At 71.1% G+C, this 23,024-nt stretch carries 19 protein-coding genes; 11 read left to right on the forward strand and 8 right to left on the reverse strand.

Annotated elements, in window-relative coordinates; genetic code table 11:
• Nucleotides 1-54: 54 nt before the first annotated feature.
• The gene (locus A3CE_RS0135270) at nucleotides 55-4,728 is read right to left on the reverse strand and encodes a DEAD/DEAH box helicase (RefSeq protein ID WP_185839778.1); all 4,674 of its coding nucleotides are present in this window, start codon (nucleotides 4,726-4,728) and stop codon (nucleotides 55-57) included.
• A 201-nt stretch (nucleotides 4,729-4,929) separates the two neighbouring features.
• Nucleotides 4,930-5,955 (reverse strand): 4-hydroxythreonine-4-phosphate dehydrogenase PdxA, encoded by a 1,026-nt coding sequence (gene pdxA, locus A3CE_RS0135275; protein ID WP_020644813.1) that lies wholly within the window; start codon nucleotides 5,953-5,955, stop codon nucleotides 4,930-4,932.
• A 195-nt stretch (nucleotides 5,956-6,150) separates the two neighbouring features.
• Here pdxA and A3CE_RS0135280 point away from each other — a divergent pair, with 195 nt between their 5' ends.
• From A3CE_RS0135280 to A3CE_RS0135295, 4 genes are all read left to right on the forward strand, one after another.
• Nucleotides 6,151-7,983, forward strand: a complete 1,833-nt coding sequence (locus A3CE_RS0135280) for an Hsp70 family protein (protein WP_020644814.1) — start codon at nucleotides 6,151-6,153, stop codon at nucleotides 7,981-7,983.
• Nucleotides 7,984-8,028: 45 nt separating this feature from the next.
• Entirely contained in the window at nucleotides 8,029-8,223 is a 195-nt protein-coding gene (locus tag A3CE_RS0135285) for a DUF3046 domain-containing protein (protein WP_020644815.1), read from the forward strand.
• Between the two features lie 236 nt (nucleotides 8,224-8,459).
• On the forward strand, nucleotides 8,460-9,506 hold the full coding sequence (recA, locus tag A3CE_RS0135290; RefSeq protein ID WP_020644816.1) for a recombinase RecA: 1,047 nt from the start codon (nucleotides 8,460-8,462) through the stop codon (nucleotides 9,504-9,506).
• An 80-nt stretch (nucleotides 9,507-9,586) separates the two neighbouring features.
• Entirely contained in the window at nucleotides 9,587-10,114 is a 528-nt protein-coding gene (locus A3CE_RS0135295) for a regulatory protein RecX (protein WP_026469164.1), read from the forward strand.
• Nucleotides 10,115-10,165: 51 nt separating this feature from the next.
• Here A3CE_RS0135295 and A3CE_RS0135300 read toward each other — a convergent pair whose 3' ends face one another.
• The 4 genes from A3CE_RS0135300 to edd form a co-directional block, all read right to left on the reverse strand.
• Nucleotides 10,166-11,428, reverse strand: coding sequence for an MFS transporter (locus tag A3CE_RS0135300; protein WP_020644818.1), 1,263 nt, complete (start codon nucleotides 11,426-11,428; stop codon nucleotides 10,166-10,168).
• 20 nt (nucleotides 11,429-11,448) lie between these two features.
• Complete coding sequence (locus tag A3CE_RS0135305) at nucleotides 11,449-13,416, reverse strand: PEP/pyruvate-binding domain-containing protein (RefSeq protein WP_020644819.1); 1,968 nt, start codon at nucleotides 13,414-13,416, stop codon at nucleotides 11,449-11,451.
• Nucleotides 13,417-13,632: 216 nt separating this feature from the next.
• Nucleotides 13,633-14,253 carry a bifunctional 4-hydroxy-2-oxoglutarate aldolase/2-dehydro-3-deoxy-phosphogluconate aldolase gene (gene eda / locus A3CE_RS0135310; protein ID WP_020644820.1) on the reverse strand — a complete coding sequence of 207 codons (621 nt, stop codon included), beginning with the start codon at nucleotides 14,251-14,253 and terminating at the stop codon, nucleotides 13,633-13,635.
• Entirely contained in the window at nucleotides 14,250-16,139 is a 1,890-nt protein-coding gene (gene edd / locus A3CE_RS0135315; RefSeq protein ID WP_020644821.1) for a phosphogluconate dehydratase, read from the reverse strand. The genes eda and edd overlap by 4 nt, the downstream gene beginning before the upstream one ends.
• Before the next feature lie 252 nt (nucleotides 16,140-16,391).
• Here edd and A3CE_RS0135320 point away from each other — a divergent pair, with 252 nt between their 5' ends.
• The 5 genes from A3CE_RS0135320 to A3CE_RS0135340 are packed head-to-tail and all read left to right on the forward strand — an operon-like array spanning nucleotide 16,392 to nucleotide 20,542.
• Nucleotides 16,392-16,679 (forward strand): hypothetical protein, encoded by a 288-nt coding sequence (locus tag A3CE_RS0135320; protein WP_026469165.1) that lies wholly within the window; start codon nucleotides 16,392-16,394, stop codon nucleotides 16,677-16,679.
• A complete protein-coding gene (locus A3CE_RS0135325) occupies nucleotides 16,676-17,500 on the forward strand; it encodes a hypothetical protein (protein ID WP_020644823.1) in 825 nt (274 codons plus the stop codon). The genes A3CE_RS0135320 and A3CE_RS0135325 overlap by 4 nt, the downstream gene beginning before the upstream one ends.
• A 47-nt stretch (nucleotides 17,501-17,547) precedes the next feature.
• Nucleotides 17,548-19,464, forward strand: a complete 1,917-nt coding sequence (locus A3CE_RS0135330; protein WP_020644824.1) for a fumarate reductase/succinate dehydrogenase flavoprotein subunit — start codon at nucleotides 17,548-17,550, stop codon at nucleotides 19,462-19,464.
• Nucleotides 19,461-20,213 (forward strand): succinate dehydrogenase/fumarate reductase iron-sulfur subunit, encoded by a 753-nt coding sequence (locus A3CE_RS0135335; protein ID WP_020644825.1) that lies wholly within the window; start codon nucleotides 19,461-19,463, stop codon nucleotides 20,211-20,213. The genes A3CE_RS0135330 and A3CE_RS0135335 overlap by 4 nt, the downstream gene beginning before the upstream one ends.
• Before the next feature lie 26 nt (nucleotides 20,214-20,239).
• Nucleotides 20,240-20,542: a hypothetical protein gene (locus A3CE_RS0135340; RefSeq protein WP_020644826.1), complete on the forward strand. Its 303-nt coding sequence runs from the start codon at nucleotides 20,240-20,242 to the stop codon at nucleotides 20,540-20,542.
• 48 nt (nucleotides 20,543-20,590) lie between these two features.
• Here the strand turns inward: A3CE_RS0135340 and A3CE_RS52120 are convergent, their stop codons facing one another.
• Together A3CE_RS52120 and A3CE_RS0135350 are read right to left on the reverse strand one after the other, a co-directional pair.
• Entirely contained in the window at nucleotides 20,591-20,776 is a 186-nt protein-coding gene (locus A3CE_RS52120; RefSeq protein WP_043791261.1) for a DUF397 domain-containing protein, read from the reverse strand.
• A 3-nt stretch (nucleotides 20,777-20,779) separates the two neighbouring features.
• Nucleotides 20,780-21,631: a helix-turn-helix domain-containing protein gene (locus A3CE_RS0135350; RefSeq protein ID WP_020644828.1), complete on the reverse strand. Its 852-nt coding sequence runs from the start codon at nucleotides 21,629-21,631 to the stop codon at nucleotides 20,780-20,782.
• 170 nt (nucleotides 21,632-21,801) lie between these two features.
• Here A3CE_RS0135350 and A3CE_RS0135355 point away from each other — a divergent pair, with 170 nt between their 5' ends.
• Both A3CE_RS0135355 and A3CE_RS55555 read left to right on the forward strand, forming a co-directional pair.
• A complete protein-coding gene (locus A3CE_RS0135355; protein WP_020644829.1) occupies nucleotides 21,802-22,842 on the forward strand; it encodes a DUF4037 domain-containing protein in 1,041 nt (346 codons plus the stop codon).
• A complete protein-coding gene (locus tag A3CE_RS55555; RefSeq protein ID WP_020644830.1) occupies nucleotides 22,835-22,981 on the forward strand; it encodes a DUF1275 family protein in 147 nt (48 codons plus the stop codon). The genes A3CE_RS0135355 and A3CE_RS55555 overlap by 8 nt, the downstream gene beginning before the upstream one ends.
• Nucleotides 22,982-23,024 lie beyond the last annotated feature (43 nt).

The raw sequence follows: 23,024 nt of genomic DNA on the forward strand, positions 1-23,024 counted from the left end.
GGCCGAACGGCCCGCGAAGCGGCGTGCCGTCGCGGCAGGAAGCCGGCCGGGCGCTCAGGCACGCAGGCGCAGGCCGGACGGCGTCGCCCGGAAACCCGCCTCCCGCAGTACTTCCGCCAGCTCCGAGGTCAGCGCCTGCTCGCCGTCCGCGCGCTGGACGGCCAGCTGGCCCAGCCAGCCCTCCCGGACTGCCGCCGACAACGCCTGGGCCGCCTCCGACAGGGGTTGCCGCTCCTCCGTGAAGCTCAGCAGGGACCGGCCTCCTCGCTCGACGTAGAGCGCCGGCACGCCGTCGACCAGCACCGCCAGGGCGCCGGCCTTGCGGGCGGGACGGTGCTTCGTGTCGCCTGTCGCCGCCGGCCAGGGGAGGGCCGCGCCGTAGGGCTGGGCCGGGTCCGCCGCGGCCAGCACCACCGCGCGGCCGGGCGCCGGACGGCCGGGGCCGGACAGCGCGCGCAGCCGGTCCACCGCGCCCTTCGCCGCGAACTGCGCCGCGCCGAGCCCCTCGACGACGTAGCCGCGGATCACCTGGCCGGTGTCCTCCATACCGCGGAGCACCTTGTAGATCCCGGAGAACCCGCCGGTGACGCGTTCGGTGTCGAGCGCACCGCGGGTCAGGACGCCGTGGCGCTCCAGGAACGCCTCGGTCCGCGCGTGGGCCCGCCGGGTCGCGTCGGTCTCCCGGGCCGGCGTCAGCGCCCACCGCCCGGCGACGGTCGGCGGCCCGGACCGCGACGGCATCTGCGGCCGCCCCGCCCGCAGCCGTGCGTACCGGCCGCGGGGCGCCTGCCGGCGGGGCTTGTGCGCGCCGCGCCCGGCGACCTGGGCCCGCAGCGGCCCCAGGGTGTCGCCCGTGACCAGCCCGGCCCACACCAGGTCCCACAGCGCGGCCACGACTTCGGCGTCGTCCGGCGCCTTGTCCACCAGGACGGTCGCGCGGTCCACCAGCTGCCGGAAGAACAGCGCACCACCCTCCAAAGTGGACACGATCGCCTCGTGCAGCGGGCCGGTCGGGATGTCCTCGACGACTTCGGGCAGCAGCAGGTCGGCGACGTCCGTGGGGGCGAGGGCGATCCAGCCGTCCCCGCCGGACAGCGCGCCGCAGCCCGCCCACGTGACCTCGCCCGCGGTCGTCAGCTCGTCCAGCAGCGCAGGGGAGTAGCCCGGCAGCCGCCCGGGCAGGATCAGCGACTCCACCGCGCTCGCCGGCAGCGGTGCCCCGGCCAGCTGCTCGACGACCGACAGCACGTCGTCCGCCGTCGGTGCCACCCGGACGCGCCCGCCGAACCCGTGCCACGCCGGCAAGAACCGGCCCAGTGCCGCCGGCTCGACCGGCTCCACCTCGGCGCGCAGCTTCGCCAGCGACGCCCGCCGCAGCCTTCGCAGCACCGCCGAGTCGCAGTACTCGACGCCCACCCCGTGGGTGTCCGGATGCCCGACCGGGCTCAGCTCGCCGCGGACCAGGCGGCCTTCCCCGGTCATCCGGTCGAGGAGCCCGGTGACGACCGCCGTGCCCAGCCCGAACCGGGCGGCCGCGTCCGCCGCCGCGAACGGCCCCCGGCTCCGGGCGTACCGCGACAGCAGGTCCCCGAGCGGGTCCGCGACCGGTTCGGTGAACGCCTCGGGCACGCCCACCGGCAGCGCGGTGCCGAGCGCGTCCCGTACCCGTCCGGCGTCCTCGATGGCCAGGAACCGTTCCGTGCCGCCGATCCGCACCCGGATCGCCCGCCGCGCCGCTTCCAGCTCGGTCAGCCACTCCGGCCGGATCCCGCGTGCCCCGGCTTCCTCGACGGTCAGGTCCCCGAGGAACCGCAGCAGGTCGGCGGCGTCCTCGGCCGACCGCGCGTGCCGGTCGGGCTCGAGCCGCTGCAGCGACCGCTCCACCTCCCGGACGGCTTCCGGGTCGAGCAGCTCGCGGATCGCCTCGGTGCCGAGCAGTTCGGCCAGCAGCGCCGAATCCAGCGACAGTGCCGCCGCCCGCCGCTCGGCCAGCGGCGCGTCGGTCTCGTACAGGAACATCCCGACGTACCCGAAGAGCAGGCTGCGCGCGAACGGCGACGCGGCCGGTGTCTCGACCTCCACCAGCCGGACCTTGCGGGCACGGACGTCGGCCATCAGCTCGCGCAGGCCGCCCACGTCGTAGACGTCCTGCAGGACCTCCCGCATCGCCTCCAGCACGACCGGGAACCGTTCGTACTTCGCCGCCACCGACAGCAGCTGCGACGCGCGCTGCCGTTGCTGCCACAGCGGGGTGCGGCGCCGCGGGTCCCGTCGCGGCAGCAGCAGCGACCGCGCCGCGCACTCGCGGAACCGCGCCGCGAACACGGCCGAGCCGCCCACCTCGGCGACGATCAGCTGCTCGACCTCTTCGGGATCGAGCAGCACGTCGTCCGCGCCGATGGTGATGTCGGCGCCTTCGGCGTCCAGTGCGTCCGGCAGCCGCAGGACGATGCCGTCGTCGGAGTGCGCCACCTGCGCGTCGACCCCGCGGTTTTCGCGCAGCCGCGCGGCGATCGCCAGCGCCCACGGCGCGTTCACCTGCGCGCCGAACGGCGAGTGCAGGATGATCCGCCAGTCGCCGAGCTCGTCGCGGTAGCGCTCCAGCAGGATCGTCCGGTCGTTCGGCACGTGCCGGGTGGCGGACTTCTGCTCGGCCAGGTAGGTGAGGAGGTTGTCGCACGCCCGCTCGTCCAGCCCCGCCGCCTCGGCCCGCTCGCGGGCTTTCGCATCGTCCGATGTGGACAGTTCGCGGACGAACTTCCCCAGCGCCCGGCCGAGTTCCAGCGGACGGCCCGGCGCGTCACCCTTCCAGAACGGCATCCGCGCCGGCTCGCCCGGCGCGGGCACCACGATGACGCGGTCGTGCGTGATGTCGGTGATCCGCCACGACGACGTGCCCAGCAGGATGGTGTCGCCGACGCGGGACTCGTACACCATCTCTTCGTCGAACTCGCCGACGCGCGAGCCGGGCTTGTCGTCCGAGCCCGGGGTCATCACGGTGAACAGGCCGCGGTCCGGGATCGTGCCGCCCGAGGTCACCGCCAGGCGCTGCGCGCCCGGCCGCCCGCGCAGCTCGCCGCTGATGCGGTCCCAGGTGATCCGCGCCCGCAGCTCGCCGAACTCCTCGCTCGGGTACCGGCCCGCGAGCATGTCGAGCACCGCGTGCAACGCGTCGTCCGGCAGCGCGGCGAACGGGGCCGCGCGCCGCACCAGCGACGCCAGGTCCGGCACCGTCCACGGTTCGAGCGCGACCATGGCCACGACGTGCTGTGCCAGGACGTCCAGCGGGTTGCGCGGGTAGCGCACCGCCTCGATCGCGCCGGTCGCCATCCGCTCCGCGACCACCGCGCAGGAGACGAGGTCACCGCGGAACTTGGGGAACATCACCCCGGTCGACACCGCGCCGACCTGGTGCCCGGCCCGGCCGACCCGCTGCAGCCCGGACGCCACCGTCGGCGGCGCCTCGATCTGCACCACCAGGTCCACCGCGCCCATGTCGATGCCCAGCTCCAGCGACGACGTCGCCACCACGCACGGCAGCTGCCCGGACTTGAGCGCCTCTTCGACGTGCGTGCGCTGCTCCCGCGACATCGACCCGTGGTGCGCCCGGGCGATCACCGGCGGCGCGCCGGTGCTCACCCCGGCCTGCCCGACGGCTTCCGCGGGGAACGCGTCGGCGGGTGTGAGCTCCGTCTGCTCGGTGGCCAGCTCGTTCAGCCGGGCGGTGAGCCGCTCGGTCAGCCGGCGCGAGTTGGCGAAGACGATCGTCGAGCGGTGGTCGCGGATCAGGCTCAGCACCCGCTCCTCGACCGCCGGCCAGATCGACGGCCGCTGCACGGGGTTGCCTGCCATCTCCTCCAGCGTGCCCAGGCCACCCGGCGCGATGTTGCCGGGTGGGAACGCCTCGGTCAGCGACTCCAGTGATTCCAGCGCGTCGAGCGGGCTCGGCGCCGGGCCGCCGCGCGGCGCGTCGAGGTTGCTCATGTCTTCGACCGGGACCTCGACGCGGACTTCGATGGTCTTCGCCGGCTTCGGCTGGACCACGCGCACGGGACGGCCGCCGGCCAGGAACGCGCTCACCTCGTCGACCGGGCGGACGGTCGCGGACAGGCCGATCCGCTGCGCCGGCTTCGGGAGCAACGCGTCCAGCCGCTCCAGCGAGAGCGCGAGGTGCGCGCCGCGCTTGCCGCCGGCGACCGCGTGCACCTCGTCGACGATCACGGTTTCGACGCCGCGCAGCGACTCCCGCGCCGACGACGTGAGGATGAGGAACAGCGACTCCGGCGTGGTCACCAGCACGTCCGGCGGGGTCTTGCCGAACGTGCGGCGCTCGGCCGCCGTGGTGTCGCCGGTGCGCATGCCGACTTCGATCTGGGGCACCGGCAGCCCGAGCCGCCGGGTGGCCTGCGAGATCCCGGCGAGCGGGGCGCGCAGGTTCCGCTGGACGTCGACCGCCAGGGCCTTCAGCGGCGAGACGTAGAGGATGCGGCAGCGTTTCGTCGCTTCCGCCGGTGGCGGTTCCACCGAGAGCCGGTCCAGCGCCCAGAGGAACGCGGACAGCGTCTTGCCGGACCCGGTCGGCGCGACGACGAGGGCGTGCTCGCCCGCGTGCGCGGCCCGCCAGGCCCCTTCCTGCGCCGCGGTGGGCGCGGCGAAGGCCCCCGCGAACCAGTCCCGGGTCGCGGGGGAGAAGAGGTCGAGAACGTCAGCTGCCACGTCACCCATCATGCGCGGCACCACCGACAGTTTCCGGCGGACCGGCGGGCAGCACCCCTCCGCTCTCGACGCTCGACGGGAACCGGACGTCGAGCACCGACGGGGTCCGGCGGCGATGAAACGCCTGGCCCAGCCGGGAATCGACGGACGGCACAGTCGCCCCCGGGACCACCCGATCGGGTGAGATGCGTGGCACCTGCGCGCGCCGGGTCGTCACCGGCCCGGTGGGTAGACGACGGGCAGTTTCCGCGCGTACGGCGCCAGGGTCGCCGCGGCCTTGAACGCCGCCCGCATGGTGTTGTGCGACGCCCGGCCGGTGCCGGCGATGTCGAACGCCGTGCCGTGGTCGACCGACGTGCGCAGGATCGGCAGGCCGACCGTCACCGACACCGTGCCGTCGAAGTCGTACGTCTTCGACGCGATGTGCCCCTGGTCGTGGTAGAGCGAGAGCACGCCGTCGAACCGGCCCTGGATCCCTTGGTGGAACACGGAGTCCGCCGGGATGGGGCCGACGACGTCGAGCCCGGCGACCCGCGCGGCGGCCACCGCGGGGGTGATCGCGATGATCTCTTCGTCACCGAACTCGCCGTTCTCGCCGCCGTGCGGGTTCAGCGCCGCCACCGCCAGCCTCGGTTTCTCCGTGCCGAACACTTCGAGCGCGGTGTACGCCTCGCGGATCGCGTACTCGATGTTTTCCCGCGTGATCTGGTCGATCGCCTGGCGCAGGGAGAGGTGCCGGGTGGCGAAGAAGATCTTCAACCCGGACACCCAGAACATCGTGGTGAACCGGGTCGACCCGGTCAGCTCGCCGAGCATTTCGGTGTGCCCGAGGTGCTGCGAGCCCGCGGCCCAGATGGCCTCCTTGGTGATCGGCGCGGTCACGATCGCGTCGACCTCGCCGGCCAGCGCGAGCCGGGTGGCGACCTCGATCGCCCCGACCGCCGCGGCGCCCGCGGTCGCGTTCACCTCGCCCCACGGCAGGTCCTCCCGGACCACGCCGAGGTTGAGCACGTCGATCACGCCGGTGGTGAAGCGCGCGTCGGCGACCGTCGCGATCGGGTTGACCTCCAGGTGCAGGCCCAGGTGCCGGACCAGGCGTTCCAGCACGATGGCGTCACCCACCGCGAACCCGCGCGCGAGCTGGAGCGACTCGGGCTCGGCGAGGGTCTTCAGGGTGATCTCCGGGCCGATGCCCACGGGATCGCCGAGGGTGACGGCGAGGATCGGGAGGTCGCTCAAGGGTTCTTCCTTCCGGTGGCGGAACTGCCTGTTCGGTGTGTGCCGGGTACCCAGATCGCCGCCGCGTCGATCGTTTCTTCCGCACGACCCGGGTGATCGGGCTGTGACTTTCCCGGGTCCGCACGCACGGTGACCACGCGCATGGCAGCATCACGGCGAACGCCGTCGGGGCGTGTGTTCGCGAAGGGGAGTTCTGTGCGGATCCTGTCGGTGGACCTGGGGACGTCCAACACCGTCGCCGTGCTTTCGGCGCACGGCAGGCCGCCCCGGGTCGTCGAGGTGGACGGCTCGGCCACCATGCCGTCGGCGGTGTTCGCCTCCGAAGAGGGCACGATCATGGTCGGCCGCGACGCCGAGCGCCGCGCCCGCCTCGACCCGACGCGCTTCGAACCGAACCCCAAGCGCCGCATCGACGAGCAGACCCTGCTGCTGGGCACCGACGTCGTCCCCGTAGCCGACGCGCTCGCCGCCGTCCTGCGCCGCGTGCTCGAAGAGACCTCCCGCCAGCTCGGCGGCGAACAGCCCGACGAAGTCCGGCTGACCCACCCCGCGCAGTGGGGGCAGACCAGGCGCAACGTCCTGATGGCCGCCGCCCGGCTCGCCGGGATGGGCCCGAACATCCTGCTGGTGCCCGAACCGGTCGCGGCGGCGGCGCACTTCGCGTCGTTCCCCGGCAAGGCACTGGCCCCCGGCCAGGCGCTCGCCGTCTACGACCTCGGCGCGGGCACCTTCGACGTCGCCGTCGTCGGCGCCACGCAGACCGGGTTCACCGTGCTCGCCGAGGACGGCCTGCCCGACCTCGGCGGCCTCGACGTCGACCAGGCGCTGATGGTGCACGTCGGGCGCGAGGTCTCGCACTCCGACCCGCAGCACTGGCAGCGGTTGCTGCGGCCCGAGTCGACCGCCGACCGGCGTACCCGGCGCGCGCTGCAGGAGGACGTCAAGGCGGCCAAGGAGGCGCTGTCGCGGCACCCGCAGACCGAGGTGCCGATGCCCGAGCCGTTCAAGGACGTCCTCGTCACCCGCGGCGAGCTGGAGGGCCTGGTCCGGCCGGCGATGCTGCGCAGCGTCGAGCTGCTGTCGCGGACGCTGCGCTCGTCCGGGCTGACCCCGGACCGGCTGGCCGGCATCTACCTCGTCGGCGGGTCGAGCCGGCTGCCGCTGGTCGGCACGATGATCGCGGAGAAGCTCGGTGTCGTGCCGGGCAGCCTCGACCAGCCGGAGACCGCCGTCGCGCTCGGCGCGCAGCACGTCGCCCGCGACGGGCTGTCCGTGCGCACCCAGAACGTCGAGGGGGCCGTGGCCGCGGGCGCTCCGCCACGTCGTCCGCAGTACGCGCCGCCTCCGCCGCCGCAGTACTACGGGAACTTCCCGCCCAGCGGCCCGCAGCCGATGCCGTCGAACTTCCCGGCGTACCCGCCCGCGCCGGAGAAGGCCGCGCCGAAGCCCGGCGGGAAGAAGAAGCTGCTCATCGGCATCGCGGCGGCGGTCGTCGTGGTGCTCGTCGCGGGCCTGACCTTCTTCCTGACGTCGTCGTCTTCGGTGACCACCTACACCGCGGACCAGTGCAGGACCCCCGGCCAGGCGGACGACCAGGGCTTCACCGGCTGCCTGCGCCAGCTCGCCGGGAAGATCGCCGGCACCGGCGACTGCAAGCCGGGCATGGGCAACGGCCCGGCGGCGCCGGCGCAGAACATCGGGGTGTCCTCGACCTGCTCCGCGCCGGGCCGGGCGGGCACCCAGGTGACCTACGTCCACGGCGGCGACGCCGCCACGCTCAAGCAGTACACCGACGGCCTGCTCGCCTCGGCGGGCGGCGACCGCACCGAGGCCGGCTGGGGCGGCAACGGGCTCGAGGGGCACTACTCCTCGGCCGCGGGCAAGACGTCGGCGGTGCTCGTGTTCACCGTGTCGGACCGGCCGCTGGCCGGGTTCATCTACCAGCTGAACACGAGCGACCAGGCCCAGGCGACGACGCCGGGCACGCTGGCCGACTACTTCGAGCAGAGCGTCCAGCCCGGCGAGTAGCGGGCGCGAACGGACCGTTCGCGCCGCCCGGTTAGAGTGGCTTCGATGCGGATCACGGTTTTCCGGCGGCTGATGGCCGACGAGTTCGGGCCGGGGCGGGCCCAGGTGCTGGCCAGGGACCACGTCCTCAGCGGGCTCGGCGGGCGCACCATCGACCAGGCGCTGACCGCGGGAATTCCGGCGAAAGAGGTCTGGCGCGAGGTCTGCGACGCCTTCGAAGTCCCCTTCGAACGACGCTGACCTGGGCGAATACCGAGGGGTCCTGACCCGGGCGGGCGAAAATCCTAGCGCAAGGGTGTGTCGCCGCCGACCTCGAACAGGTGTTCGTCTAAGGTGTTGTCCACATCGGGTCCAGCGATCCACAGATGGGGCGCCGCGCCTGGAATTGTCGGTCCCCGCCGCTAGCGTCGGACCGGACAGCTGAAGAACCGACACAGAGCCCCTCGACGGGGCTCCGACCAGCGAGGTGGACTTCCATGCCTGCAGCACCCGACAAGGACAAGGCGCTCGAGCTCGCGCTCGCGCAGATCGACAAGCAGTACGGCAAGGGCTCGGTGATGCGCCTCGGCGAGGACACCCGGCCGCCCATCGCCGTGATCCCCACCGGCTCGATCGCCCTCGACGTCGCGCTCGGCATCGGCGGCCTGCCCCGGGGCCGGGTCATCGAGGTCTACGGGCCGGAATCCTCCGGTAAGACCACGGTCGCCCTGCACGCGGTGGCGAACGCGCAGCGCAACGGCGGCATCGCGGCGTTCATCGACGCGGAGCACGCGCTGGACCCGGACTACGCCCAGAAGCTCGGCGTCGATACCGACGCGCTGCTCGTCTCCCAGCCGGACACCGGTGAGCAGGCCCTGGAAATCGCGGACATGCTGGTTCGCTCCGGCGCGCTCGACATCCTGGTCATCGACTCCGTGGCCGCGCTCGTGCCCCGCGCCGAGATCGAAGGCGAGATGGGCGACTCGCACGTCGGCCTCCAGGCCCGCCTGATGAGCCAGGCGCTGCGCAAGATGACCGGTGCGATGAGCAACTCCGGCACCACCGCGATCTTCATCAACCAGCTGCGCGAGAAGATCGGCGTCATGTTCGGCTCCCCGGAGACCACCACCGGTGGCAAGGCGCTGAAGTTCTACGCGTCGGTTCGCCTGGACGTGCGCCGCATCGAGACGATGAAGGACGGCGGCGAGGCGGTCGGCAACCGTACCCGCGTCAAGGTCGTCAAGAACAAGATGGCCCCGCCCTTCAAGCAGGCCGAGTTCGACATCCTGTACGGCCACGGCATCTCCCGCGAGGGTTCGCTCATCGACATGGGGGTCGACCAGGCCATCCTGCGCAAGTCCGGCGCCTGGTACACCTACGAGGGCGACCAGCTCGGCCAGGGCAAGGAGAACGCGCGGAAGTTCCTGCGCGACAACCCGGACATCGCCAACGAGATCGAGAAGCGGATCAAGGAGAAGCTCGGCATCGGCCCGCAGCTCGACGCGGCAGCCATCGAGGCCGTCCCGGCGCCGGTCGACTTCTGATCGTCCTGCGAGGGTGAGCCCATCGCGGTCCGCGGTGGGCGTGAAGACGAGGAGAGACCCAGGTGGCCAGGGCGCCGAAGGTGCCGCCGGCCGAGCTGCCTCCGGAGGAGCGGTACAAGAAGGCCAAGGAGATCTGCTTCGATCTCCTGGCCGTGCGTGCACGCACCCAAGAGGAGCTCCGGCAGGCTTTGCACCGCAAGGGGTTCGACGAGGAGACCTGTGAAACGCTGCTCGGCAAGCTCGATCGGGCGGGGCTGGTCAACGACGCGGAGTTCGCGGAACTGTGGGTGAAGTCCCGCCACGCGAACCAGGGTCTGTCCCGCACGGCGCTGGTGGCCGAGCTGCGGCGCAAGGGCGTCGACGGCGAGGTCGCCGCGCAGGCGGTGGAAGAGGTCGACCGCGAGTCCGAGGAGCAGATGGCCAGGGAACTGGTCCGCAAGCGCCTCGGGTCGCTGGGCAACGTCGACGAGCAGACGGCGTTGCGGCGGCTGCTCGGGTTCCTGGCGCGCAAGGGCTACCCGCAGGGGCTGGCGTACACGGTGATCAGGGAGGAACTCCGCGAGTACGGCGCGGAGTCCACCCTGCTCGACGACGCCGTCATCGACTGACGGCCGGACCGCCGGGCACCACGCGCTGACGGCGGTGCGGTGGTCCGTACCTCAGGGGGACGTGGCGGACACCGTCTCCCGCCGGACCGGCCGCCGCCGGTCCGAGCGGTGCTTGCGGACCGCCAGCAGCAGCACCGCCAGCAACCCCATCGCCACGCACGTCACCACCGCCGTCAGGACCAGGAACTCGTTCAGCTGCCCGGCGGCCAGGTACGCGCCCAGCGCCACCGCGGCCAGCGCGCACACCGCGCGGTCCACAATGGACTCCATCGACAGCAGGGTCGCGCGGTACCGGGAATCCGGGATGGAGTCGTTCAGCAGCTGCTTCTGGACCGGGAACGCGATGCCCGTCGCCACCGCGAAGACGCACAGCAGCACCACCGCCGGGAAGGAGCCGACGAACACGATCACCCCGAGGCACAGCGCCATCACGATCGTCAGCGTGAACACCGAGCCCACCGGGCCGATCGCGCGGCGGAGCCGGTGGGGGCGGGCCGCGCCCAGCGCCTCGAAGACCGTCATCGCGGCCAGCACGGCGCCGTACCAGTTCACCGAGAGCGACTTCGACTCCAGGATCGGCTGGAACAGGTTCACCTGGCAGATCCGGACCAGCGTGAACATCGCGACGCCCTGCACCATCAGCAGCGCCAGCCAGCGGGACGAGCGCAGCGCCGACAGCGCGCCGCCGACGCCCGCGAGCAACGATGCCGTCTTGTCCGAGACACGACGGCCGCCGGGGATCGGCGGGAGCTTCAGCGCGAACCAGAGCGCGATGCCCGCGTTGATCGCCGTCAGCCAGTACGGGGAAGGGAGGTTCCACGTCATCAGCAGGCCGATCACCGGCCAGAACACGATCTTGCCGACCAGGCTGTACGCGCGGCCGACGCCTTCCACGCGAAGGTAGTGTTCGCCGGAACCGGAAGCGTGCAGGTACTCGTACAGGTACGCGCTCTGCGCGCCGGACACCAGGGAGCGGGCCAGGGCGATCAGCACGAAGTGCACCAGGAACCCGGGGTAGGCGCCCAGGACCACTGGCACCAGGTTCGCCACCACCAGCACGCCGGCGCCCGCCGTCAGTGACGTGCGGTAGTCGAACCGGTCGGCGAGCATCCCGGTCGGGATCTCCAGCAGGCAGAACACGATGTAGTAGATGCTCTGGATGCCGAAGATCTCCCCGTCGGAGAGCCCGGCGAGCTTCTGGTACTGGTAGAAGATCGGTACCCACAGCAGCAGGCCGAAGAAGAACTGGAACCCGTAGGTCAGCCGGACGGCGCGCTGAACGTCGGGTTTCGCGGGCAGGCGAAGGCCCAGCATGGTCGTGTCTCCCGGGAAGGTCAGGCCGAATAGGGGCGCAGCTGGACGATGTGGACGTGGTCGCGGTCGGCGAGCCACTCGACGTCCACCGGCGAGCCGAACGTGTAGTCGGGCGAGAAGTGCCCCTGCAGCAGGCGGCCGGCGACGGCGAGCCGTTGCAGCTGCTCGTGGGCCCGCTCGTCGAGGTCCGCGGCCGCGTCGCCGAGCGACACCGTGCGGCCGCCGCCTTCGACCGTCGAGTACAGGTACTGCATCGGCAGCGCCGAGCCGTCGACGACGTCGGTGACCTCCGGTGACACGTTGACGTACACCGAGCGGAAGTCCGCGCGGTTCATCGGGTTCGTCGTCACCAGCACCCCGCCGAAGTCGGCCGGGACCTGCTCCTGGATCACGACGCCCATGAAGCACTCGTCGAGGGAGATCCCGGCCTGGTGCCGCAGCCGCACGCTGCGCACCGACACCAGCGAAGCCCAGACTTCCTTGACGCCGGCGAAGATCCGCTCGGCGGTGGTGACGTGGTTGAGGGACTCGTAGATCCCGGCGGCCGAGAACCCGGCGAGGTCTTCGGCGTTCGACGAGCTGCGCACGACGAACGCTCGCACCCCGGCCAGCTGCGACACCAGCGCGGAGTCGATTTCGCCGGCGAGCGCGCCCGGCAGGCGAGCCGACCGGATCAGGCCCTGCAGCTCGACGCACAGGGGCTCGATCTCCCGCCCGTCCAGCTCGAGGGCCATCTTCAGCTTGCCGATGGCCTGCTGGATCCGCGGTGACGACTCCAGGAACCGCCGTTGCAGCGAGAACGGCAGCGCGACGCCACGCGGCACGCGGATGTGCTCGTCGAGCAGGCGGCGGGCCGCCGCGGCCAGGTCGGCCTCCGGGGCGACGTCCAGCAGCCGGGCCAGGTACGGCAGCAGGTTGTCCCGCGGCGGCCGCGGCACCTGGTAGAAGCCGAGCAGCCGCTGCGAACCGTGCGCCAGGACGTGGTGCAGCTCGCCGAGGTTGGCCGCCTTGGTGCCGTAGCGGTGCCGGTCGGACGCGCGCAGCCGGGTGAGGTTCACGATCGGGCTGTGGCCGGCCTCCGGCTCCTCCAGGGTGACGCGCTGGGCGTACCAGGCCGGCGGCGCCGCTTCGGCGGGTGCCGCCACCTCGGTCAGGGAGATCGACGACGCCTGGGTGTCCACTGTGTACTCGACCCACTTGCCGTCGAGCCCGCGGCGCTCGATCTCGGCCAAGGCGCCGAGCTGGACGGCGTTCGGGATCTGCCAGCCGGTGGCGAGGACGTTGGTGTGCGACAACGGCGTCGTGTGCCGAGCGTTGACGATGCCCGACAGGCGCGGGATGTCGTCGGGCACGCGGTCCATCACGATGATGTCGGTCCAGGCCGGCGTCGCGGCCCGGTACTCGGCCTCGGTGCGGAACGCGCGCAGCCGTCCGGTGACCGTGCCCGGGTTCAGCGCCACGAACGGCGCCGTGGAGAACAGCTCGTGCGCGAAGACGCGGGGCAGCTCGCTCGCCGGGATCGCCCGGACGAGCCGCTCCTGCAGCTGGTTGGCCGGCTTGAACAGCAGCGGCAGCGCCGGGTCGACGTACTGCGCGACGAAGGCGTGGAACTCGCGGATCAGCGCGGCCGGCATCGTGTCGACCTCGACCGTCTCCAGCGAAAGCAGCTGCGGGTGCAGCGCGAGAATGCCGAGCAGGAACCGCCGGTCCGGCGCGTGGTAGAAGGCCTCGTTGTACGAATCGATCTCGGCGCGCACCCGTTCTCCGGGCACGCCGAGGATCTCCTCGCCGATATAGATCGCGTGAAAGGAATGGTGCGCGTCGTTCAGGAAGTGGATGACAGAATTCTCGCGGTCCACCACGATCTTGACGAAGGAATAGCCGCCGAGGGTGCCGCCCAGCTGGTGGAGGGCGGACAGGGAAAGACGCTCGCCCACCAGGGCGGCGACGGACTCGGGACTGGGGGCGACCACATCGGTCAGGGACACCGGTTCTCCTCGCTCGGAACAGCGAGGAGGAACGATAACAGGCCGGTAAATCACCCAGTACCGGGCAATTGGCCCGTTCACTGGCACATTCGGCGGAATCCATGACCGCCACCACACCCGCTCGGAGCACCGTTCCAGCGCGCTGGAACGGTGCTCCCGGAATGCGGACGTCTTGTTCGGCCGTTCGGGCGGAGCAAGCGCCCGGGGTGATCTGCGCTACAGTTTCGCGGCTTCCGCGGCCAGTTTTTCGATTGCGGCGAAATCACCCGCCGCCACCGCGGATTTCGGCGTCAGCCAGGAGCCGCCGATGCAGCCGACGTTCGGCAGCGCCAGGTACGACGGCGCCGAAGCCACCGTGATCCCGCCGGTCGGGCAGAACTTGAGGGAAGGCAACGGACCCGCGATCGACTTCAGGTACGCGACCCCGCCGCCGGCCTCCGCCGGGAAGAACTTCAACGCCGACAGCCCGCGCTCGGCCAGCCGCATCGCCTCGGACACCGTGCTCGCGCCGGGCAGGAACGGCAGCCCGGACTCGAAGCACGCGTCGACGACCGCGTCCGTGCAGCCCGGCGTGACGAGGAACTTCGCGCCCGCGTCGGCCGCCTGCTTCGCCTGGTCCGGCGAGGTGACGGTGCCGGCGCCGATGACGATGTCCGGCACCTCGGCGGCGACGCGCTCGATCGCCGACAGGGCCGCCGGGGTGCGCAAGGTCAGCTCGATGACCCCGATCCCGCCGGCGAGCAGGGCCCGCGCCGTGGGCACCGCGTCGGCGGCGTCGTCGATCACCACGACGGGCATCACGGGGGACAGCTCGAGCAGGTCCTGACCGGTGGTCACTGACCGACCTCCTGGGTGTTGAAAGCGGGCATTCCGAAGTGCTCCGGCGTCAAACCGCCGAACACGGATGCGCCCTGGTCGGCGGAGCCGACGGCACGGCGCAACGCGGCGAACAGCTCCCGGCCGGTGCCGGTCCAGGATGCTTCGGACGGCGGCGAATCCACAAGCTCACGCCGGGCGAGTTCTTCGTCACCGACGAGCACGTCGAGCGAGCCCGCGGACGCGTCGAGCCGGATGACGTCGCCGTCGGCGACGCGGGCGATCCGGCCGCCCGCCGCGGCCTCCGGCGTCACCTGGATCGCGGCCGGGATCTTGCCCGACGCGCCCGACATCCGGCCGTCGGTGAGCAGCGCCACCGCGTGCCCGCGGTCCATCAGGACCCCCAGCGCGGGGGTCAGGCCGTGCAGCTCCGGCATGCCGTTGGCCCGCGGGCCCTGCTGCCGGATCACCACGACGACGTCGCGGTCCAGCTCGCCGGCTTCGAATGCGGCCGTGAAGGCCTCCTGGGTGGTGAACACCCGCGCCGGCGCCTGGACGACGCGGTGTTCGGGTGCCACCGCGGACACCTTGACGACCGCGCGGCCGAGGTTGCCCTCGACCATCCGCAGCCCGCCGTCCGCGGCGAACGGGCGCCACGCCGGGCGCAGCACCTCCTCGTCGAGGCTGCGGGTGGGCACGTCGCGCCAGACCAGCTCGCCGTCGGACAGGATCGGCTCGGCGCGGTAGCGGTGCAGCCCGAACCCGGCCACCGTGTGGACGTCTTCGTGCAGCAGCCCGGCGTCGAGCAGCGTGCCGACCAGGAACTGGATGCCGCCGGCGGCGTGGAAGTGGTTGATGTCGGCGCTGCCGTTCGGGTAGACCCGGGCCAGCAGCGGCACGATCGCCGAGAGGTCGGAGAAGTCGTCCCAGGTCAGCGCGATGCCCGCAGCGGCGGCGATGGCGACCAGGTGCATCGTGTGGTTGGTCGAGCCGCCTGTGGCGAGCAGCGCGATGACGCCGTTGACGAACGCCTTCTCGTCGAGGATCCGCGAGACCGGCGTGTACTCCTCGCCGCGCGAGATCGCGACGACCCGCCGCCCGGCCTCTTCGGTCAGGGCGCGACGCAAGGACGACCCCGGCTGGACGAAGCTGGCACCCGGCAGGTGCAGGCCCATCACCTCGACGACCATCTGGTTGGAGTTGGCCGTGCCGTAGAACGTGCAGGTGCCGGCCGAGTGGTAGGACGCCGCTTCGGCGTCGAGGAGGTCTTCGCGGGTCGCGAGGCCTTCGGCGTACAGCTGGCGGACGCGGGCCTTCTCCTTGTTCGGCAGCCCGGAGTTCATCGGGCCGGCCGGCACGAGAATGGCCGGCAGGTGCCCGAACGACAGCGCGCCGATCAGCAGGCCGGGCACGATCTTGTCGCAGACGCCCAGCAGCAGGGAGGCGTCGAACATGTCGTGCGAAAGCGCGATCGCGGTCGACATCGCGATCACCTCGCGGCTGAACAGGGACAGCTCCATGCCCGCGCGGCCCTGCGTGATGCCGTCGCACATCGCGGGCACGCCACCGGCGAACTGGGCGACACCACCGGCGGAGCGCACCGACTTCTTCAGCCAGGCCGGGTACTCCTGCATCGGCTGGTGCGCCGACAGCATGTCGTTGTAGGACGAGACGATCGCGACGCCGGGAGCGCGCGCGGCCCGCAGCGCTTCCTTGTCGGCGCCTTCCATGGCGGCGAAACCGTGGGCGAGGTTGCTGCACGCGAGGCCACGGCGGACGGGGCCTTCGGCGTACGCGGCGGCCGCGCGGTCAAGGTGGGCGGTGCGCGTGGCGGCACTGCGCGCGGCGATGCGGGCGGTGACTTCGGCGACGACCGGGTGCAACGATGGGGTGGGGACGGTGCTCATGTCCGGCTCCGGATCACTGGTGTGGGTGGTCCGCGGGACGGCAGCACTGGCGCCTCTGGGTCGTGACCCTGGCCACAGTACCTGCCGCGAACCGCGAATCAAAATCGATTCAGAAGATGGTCCCCCGTGAGCCGGGTCACGCTTCTCCTTGGCTAATGTGCTACTTGTCACACTGCACGACGCGCGGCAGAGTCGGTAGCGGCGAGTTGATCGCCATCCGGCCCCGCCGGCCCCCACGACCCGGGAGGCATGATGTCCACCTCCGAGATCGCCGAGCTGCGGCGAACCATCGGCCAGCTCCGGCAGTGCGTCGGCGCACTGCGCTCTCGCTACGGCGACGCGTCGGCGGTGCGCCGGCTCGCCAACGACGTCGAGCGCCTCGACATCGACACCGCGGACCTCGACGGCGTGCCCCCCGCGGTGCCCGCCCAGGCGAAGGCCGCGGAGCGCGTCCCCGTCCCCGACACCCCTTATGACCCGGCGCTCTGGCACGGCGCCGATGACGAAGGCGTCGGCGGCTACAAGCGCGACCAGCGGTGAGCGCTCCCGCTGACAACGGCGTCGGCACGGGCGTCCAGGCCCCCAAGCGGGCCCGGATCGCCGAACGCACCCTCCGTACGGACCGGTGGTGGCTCCAGCCGCTGCTGACCGTGCTCGGGCTGTCGGCGTTCATCGTCTACGCCACGGTCCGGTCGTTCGTGCGCACCGCCTACTGGGTGCCCGACTACCACTACCTGACGCCGTTCTACTCGCCGTGCCTGTCCACGTCCTGCGTCGAAGGTTCGAGCCACTTCGGCCACTGGTTCGGCGACCTGCCCGGGTTCATCCCGCTCGGCTTCGTCGTGCTGCCGTTCCTGCTCGGGTTCCGGCTGACCTGCTACTACTACCGCAAGGCGTACTACCGGTCGGTGTGGTTCTCCCCGCCCGCCTGCGCCGTCGCGGAACCGCACGCCAAGTACACCGGCGAGACGCGGCTCCCGCTGATCATCCAGAACGTCCACCGCTACTTCTTCTACGTCGCGCTGATCGTCTCGCTGATCAACACCTACGACGCGATCACGGCGTTCCACGGGAAGACCGGCGGCTTCGGGTTCGGGCTGGGCAACATCGTCCTGCTCGGCAACGTGGTCCTGCTCTGGGCCTACACGCTTTCCTGCCACTCGTGCCGGCACGTGACCGGGGGCAGGCTGAAGCACTTCTCCAAGCATCCGGTGCGGTACTGGATCTGGACCAAGGTCTCGAAGCTCAACACCCGTCACATGGCGCTGGCCTGGACGACGCTCGGCACCCTGGTGCTGACCGACTTCTACGTCATGCTCGTCGCCAGTGGCGCGATTTCGGACCTGAGGTTCGTGAACTAGTCTCCGCTCCCCACAACGCATCCCCAGTTCCGAGGTGGAATTCTTTTATGACCGAGGTCGAACGGCACAGCTACGACGTGGTGGTGATCGGTGCCGGTGGCGCCGGTCTGCGCGCCGTGATCGAAGCTCGCGAACGCGGCTTCCGCGTTGCCGTCGTGTGCAAGTCCCTGTTCGGCAAGGCGCACACGGTGATGGCCGAGGGCGGGTGCGCCGCGTCGATGGGCAACGCGAACTCGAACGACAACTGGCAGGTCCACTTCCGCGACACCATGCGCGGCGGGAAGTTCCTCAACAACTGGCGGATGGCCGAGCTGCACGCCAGGGAGGCGCCGGACCGCGTCTGGGAGCTCGAGACCTACGGCGCGTTGTTCGACCGCACCGCGGACGGCCGGATCAGCCAGCGCAACTTCGGCGGGCACACCTACCCGCGGCTCGCGCACGTCGGTGACCGCACCGGCCTCGAGCTGATCCGCACGATGCAGCAGAAGATCGTCTCGCTGCAGCAGGAGGACTTCGCCGAGACCGGCGACTACGAAGCGAAGATCAAGGTCTTCGCCGAGTGCACGGTCACCGAGCTGCTCACCACCGACGGGAAGATCGCCGGCGCGTTCGGCTACTGGCGCGAGAGCGGCCGCTTCGTCCTCTTCGAGGCGCCCGCGGTCGTGCTCGCCACCGGCGGCATCGGCAAGTCGTTCAAGGTGACGTCGAACTCGTGGGAGTACACCGGCGACGGCCACGCGCTGGCGTTGCGGGCGGGCGCGAAGCTGATCAACATGGAGTTCGTCCAGTTTCACCCGACCGGGATGGTCTGGCCGCCGAGCGTCAAGGGCATCCTCGTCACCGAGGGCGTGCGCGGTGACGGCGGCGTGCTGAAGAACTCCGACGGCAAGCGGTTCATGTTCGAGTACGTGCCCGACGTCTTCAAGGGCCAGTACGCCGAAAGCGAAGAAGAAGCCGACCGCTGGTACGCCGATCAGGAGAACAACCGGCGCACACCGGACCTGCTGCCCCGCGACGAGGTGGCCCGCGCGATCAACTCCGAGGTCAAGGAAGGCCGCGGCTCCCCGCACGGCGGCGTCTTCCTCGACATCGCCAGCCGGCTGCCGGCCGAGGAGATCCGCAAGCGGCTGCCGTCGATGTACCACCAGTTCAAGGAGCTGGCGGACGTCGACATCACCGCGGAGCCGATGGAGGTCGGCCCGACCTGCCACTACGTCATGGGCGGCATCGAGGTCGACCCGGACACGGCCGCGGCGAGCGTGCCCGGCCTGTTCGCGGCCGGCGAGTGCTCGGGCGGCATGCACGGGTCCAACCGGCTCGGTGGCAATTCGCTGTCCGACCTGCTGGTGTTCGGCCGCCGCGCGGGACTCGGCGCCGCCGAGTACGTGCTGGGGCTCGACGGCAGGCCGGCGGTCGAGCAGTCCGATGTGGACGCCGCCGCGAAGATGGCGCTGGCGCCGTTCGACCCGCCCGACGGTGGTTCGGCGGAGAACCCGTACACCCTGCACACCGAGCTGCAGCAGTCGATGAACGACCTGGTCGGCATCATCCGCAAGGCGGAGGAGATGGCGCAGGCGCTGGCGAAGCTCGACGAGCTGCGGCAGCGGATCCTGCGCGTCACCGTCGAAGGGCACCGGCAGTTCAACCCGGGCTGGCATCTCGCGATCGACCTGCGCAACATGCTGATGGTCAGCGAGTGCGTCGCGAAGGCCGCGCTGACGCGGACCGAAAGCCGTGGCGGGCACACGCGCGACGACTACCCGGGCCTCGACGCCGAGTGGCGCAACAAGCTCCTCGTGTGCGCGGCTTCGCCGGGGGACAACCCGGTCGTCCCGGACATCGACGTCGAGGTGAAAGAGCAGGTGCCGCTGCGGCAGGACCTGCTGGAGCTGTTCGAGTTCGGCGAACTCGGGAAGTACTACACCGATGCGGAGCTCGAGACGCACCCCGGGAGCAAGGCATGAGCTACAAGGCGAGTTTCCGGGTCTGGCGTGGCGACGACGCCGGCGGCGAGCTGCAGGACTTCACGGTGGAGGTGAACGAGGGCGAGGTCGTCCTCGACATCATCCACCGGCTGCAGGCCACGCAGGCGTCGGACCTCGCCGTGCGCTGGAACTGCAAGGCGGGCAAGTGCGGCTCGTGCTCGGCGGAGATCAACGGCCGCCCGCGCCTGCTGTGCATGACGCGGATGTCGACGTTCACCGAGGACGAGGTGATCACGGTGACGCCGATGCGGACGTTCCCGGTGATCCGAGACCTCGTCACCGACGTGTCGTTCAACTACACGAAGGCGCGCGAGATCCCGTCGTTCACCCCGCCGGCGGACCTGAAACCGGGCGAGTACCGGATGCAGCAGGTCGACGTCGAGCGCTCGCAGGAGTTCCGCAAGTGCATCGAGTGCTTCCTCTGCCAGAACACCTGCCACGTGGTGCGTGACCACGAGGAGAACAAGGAAGCCTTCGCCGGGCCGCGGTACCTGATGCGCATCGCCGAACTGGAGATGCATCCGCTCGACATCGCGGACCGCCGCGACGCCGCGCAGGACGAGCACGGCCTCGGGTACTGCAACATCACCAAGTGCTGTTCGGAGGTGTGCCCGGAGGGCATCCACATCACCGACAACGCGCTGATCCCGATGAAGGAGCGTGTCGCTGACCGCAAGTACGACCCGATCGTCTGGCTGGGCAACAAGCTCTTCCGGCGGGACAAGTAACGCTCCTTCCTGCCTGGCCGGCATGGATGCAGCTGGAGCTGCTGGTGCCGCGGGAGCGGCCGCACCCGAGACGACCCGTGCCGACGCTTTCGCCGATCAGCGAAAGCGAGTTCGCCGAGACGCACCGGCGCTCGCTCCACCTCGCGGTGGAAGCGGGCGTCGGCATCGCCGCGGGCTCGGACCTCGCCCCGCGTCCCCATGTCGACTTGGCGACCGAGCTGCGGTTGCTCGCCGCGGTGCTCGGCGACGCGGCCGCCCTGAAGGCGGCCGCCTCGAGCCGGGCCTGCGCGCGGACCTCGTGCTGCTCGACGGCCCGGACCTCGACGTGACCGACCTGCCCGGCCGGATCCGGGCGGTCTGGCACGACGGGGAACGGGTCAGCGAAGCGAGCTGAGGAGCGCGCTCCATGCGGGGTGGGGGACGGTGAGGTGCCCGCCGCCGGGCGCCTTGGAATCGCGAACCGCGGTGCTTCCGGTATCGAGCGCGACTTCGACGCAGGTGCTGTGTTCGGTGTCAGCATCGCTGTGACTGCTCTTGAACCAAACGAGATCGCGGGCCGCCATCGGTCACTCCTTCATGTGTTCGTACTCATCCGCCAGCCGGATGAGGACCTCCCTCGATTCTCCCTCGGACAGGGCGGCTTGTTCCAGTCGTGTTGCCAGGACGTAGAACGCCTCCACCGCGATCCGATCGTCGATGAACAGGCCCGCGGCAAAGGTTTCCTCGTAGACGACCGGCGGATGTTCGGCGAACTCCATGAGGGTGAACCGGCTGCCGACGAGGTGGTAGGGCAGTGCGGAATCCGGCAGGATCCGGATGGAGCAGTGCGGCAGGTTGGTGGACAGCACCAGGTACTGCAGCTGCTCGTGCATCAGCGCCGGATCACGGACGATCGTGCGCAGGCTGCGCTCGTAGAGGAAGTAGAGGCAGCGCGGCGGATTCCGCCGCTGCAGGAGCCGCTGCCGGTCGACCCGCGCGTGCACGAGGATCTTGAGACGGTCCGCGGTGTAGCGCCCGGCCAGTTCGTGCAGCTCCTTGACGTAATCTTCGGTCTGCAGCATGCCCGGGATGGCGGTCGGGCTGTGCGAGACGATCCTGTCGGCGAGATTTTCCTGGATGATGAGCGACCGCATGGGGTCGACGAGCTTGTCGAAGTAGGGGCGCACCCAGTAGAGGTCGCCGGGCGGCTTGGTCAGTTCGAGGAGCCGCGCGCGTTCGGCGGCCTTCGTGCCGCAGTGGGCGAGGTAGATCGCCGCGTCGATCGCCGAGATGCGGCGGCCGTTCTCCCAGGCCGACACCTTCGACGCCGACCAGTCCGCGCGCCGCGCCACCTCGCGCAGGGTCATCTCCTTCTGCTCACGCTGGCTCTTCAGTTCGAAGGCCATTTCCCGCGTGCGCACCGTGCTCTTTTCGGTCATGCCCCGCACGCTAGAGGCGACCTCCGACAAAACAGGGCAGGCCGCGCGCGGATTCACCGCAAGGAGGTCGTTGTTCTGCCTGTGTGACAACGGAATCCGCCTGTGAGTGCTGCGAAGCTGCTTCGCATAATGAAGCGCGCTTCGCGCTTTCGCGCGTCACAATGGAGCTTATGGAATTCGTCCCCGGAATCGAACTGGCCCGGTGCTTCCACGCGGAAGCGGTCCGGCCGATCCTGCGCCGCGAGCTTCCCGGCCTCCGGTACGCCGCCGCCCTCATCGGCTACGGCTCCGAAGTGCTGGGCTTCGACTCGCCCCGCTCGACCGACCACAACTGGGGGCCGCGGCTGCTGCTGTTCACCGACGACGGCGAGCGGATCCCGGAGCTGCTCGCGGACCACCTGCCCCGGACGTTCCTCGGGTATCCGACACACTTCGTCACCGATGCGGAGGGCACCCGGCACCTCGCTCCGACGGCCGGCCGTCCCGACCACGGCGTCGTCGTCGCGGCGCTCGCCGACTGGACGCGCGGCACGCTCGGCTTCGACCCGAGCCGGCCGGAGCTCACCGACTGGCTGGCGACCCCCACCCAGCTCTTCGCCGAATTCACCGGCGGCGCGGTCTTCCACGACGACCTCGGCCTCGAAACCCTGCGGCGGAACGTCGCCTGGTACCCGGACGACGTCTGGCGGTACGTCCTCGCGTGCCAATGGCAGCGCATCGGCGAGGAAGAAGCGTTCGTCGGCCGGTGTGGTGAGGCCGGGGACGAACTGGGGTCCGCGGTGGTCGCCGCGCGGCTCGTCCGTGACCTGATGCGGCTGTGCCTGCTCATGGCGCGCCGGTATCCGCCGTACGGCAAGTGGCTCGGTAGCGCGTTCGCGCAGCTGCCCGCTGCCGCGGAGCTGACTCCGCTCTTCACGGCGACCCTCGCGTCGACGGCCTGGAGGGAGCGCGAGCGGCACCTCGGGGCGGCGTACGAGCGTGTCGCCCGGCTGCACAACGAGCTGGGCCTGACCGAGCCGGTGGAGCCGCGGACCAGCGGCTACTACGACCGGCCGTTCCAGGTGATCCACGCCGGCCGGTTCGTGACGCCGTTGCTCGCGGGGGCGCCGCTGCGGGCGCTGACCGGGGCGATCGACCAGTTCGTCGACAGCACGGACGCGCTCGGGGACCGCGCGTTCACCCGCGGGGTGGTTGACTTGCGGCGTGGCTGAGACGAAACCGCGGGACCTGGCCGCCCTGCTGCTGGCGCTGACCGTCGTCACGGGGGTGGTCGACGCGGTCAGCTTTCTCGGGTTGGGCCGGGTCTTCGTGGCCAACATGACGGGCGTTGCCGAGCACGACTCCGCCTGACCCCGGTGATCTCCGCCGGGCGCGGCTGCCGCCGCAAAAGGAT

Origin of the sequence: Amycolatopsis balhimycina FH 1894 (assembly GCF_000384295.1) — a bacterium.
Taxonomy (GTDB): Bacteria; Actinomycetota; Actinomycetes; order Mycobacteriales; family Pseudonocardiaceae; genus Amycolatopsis; species Amycolatopsis balhimycina.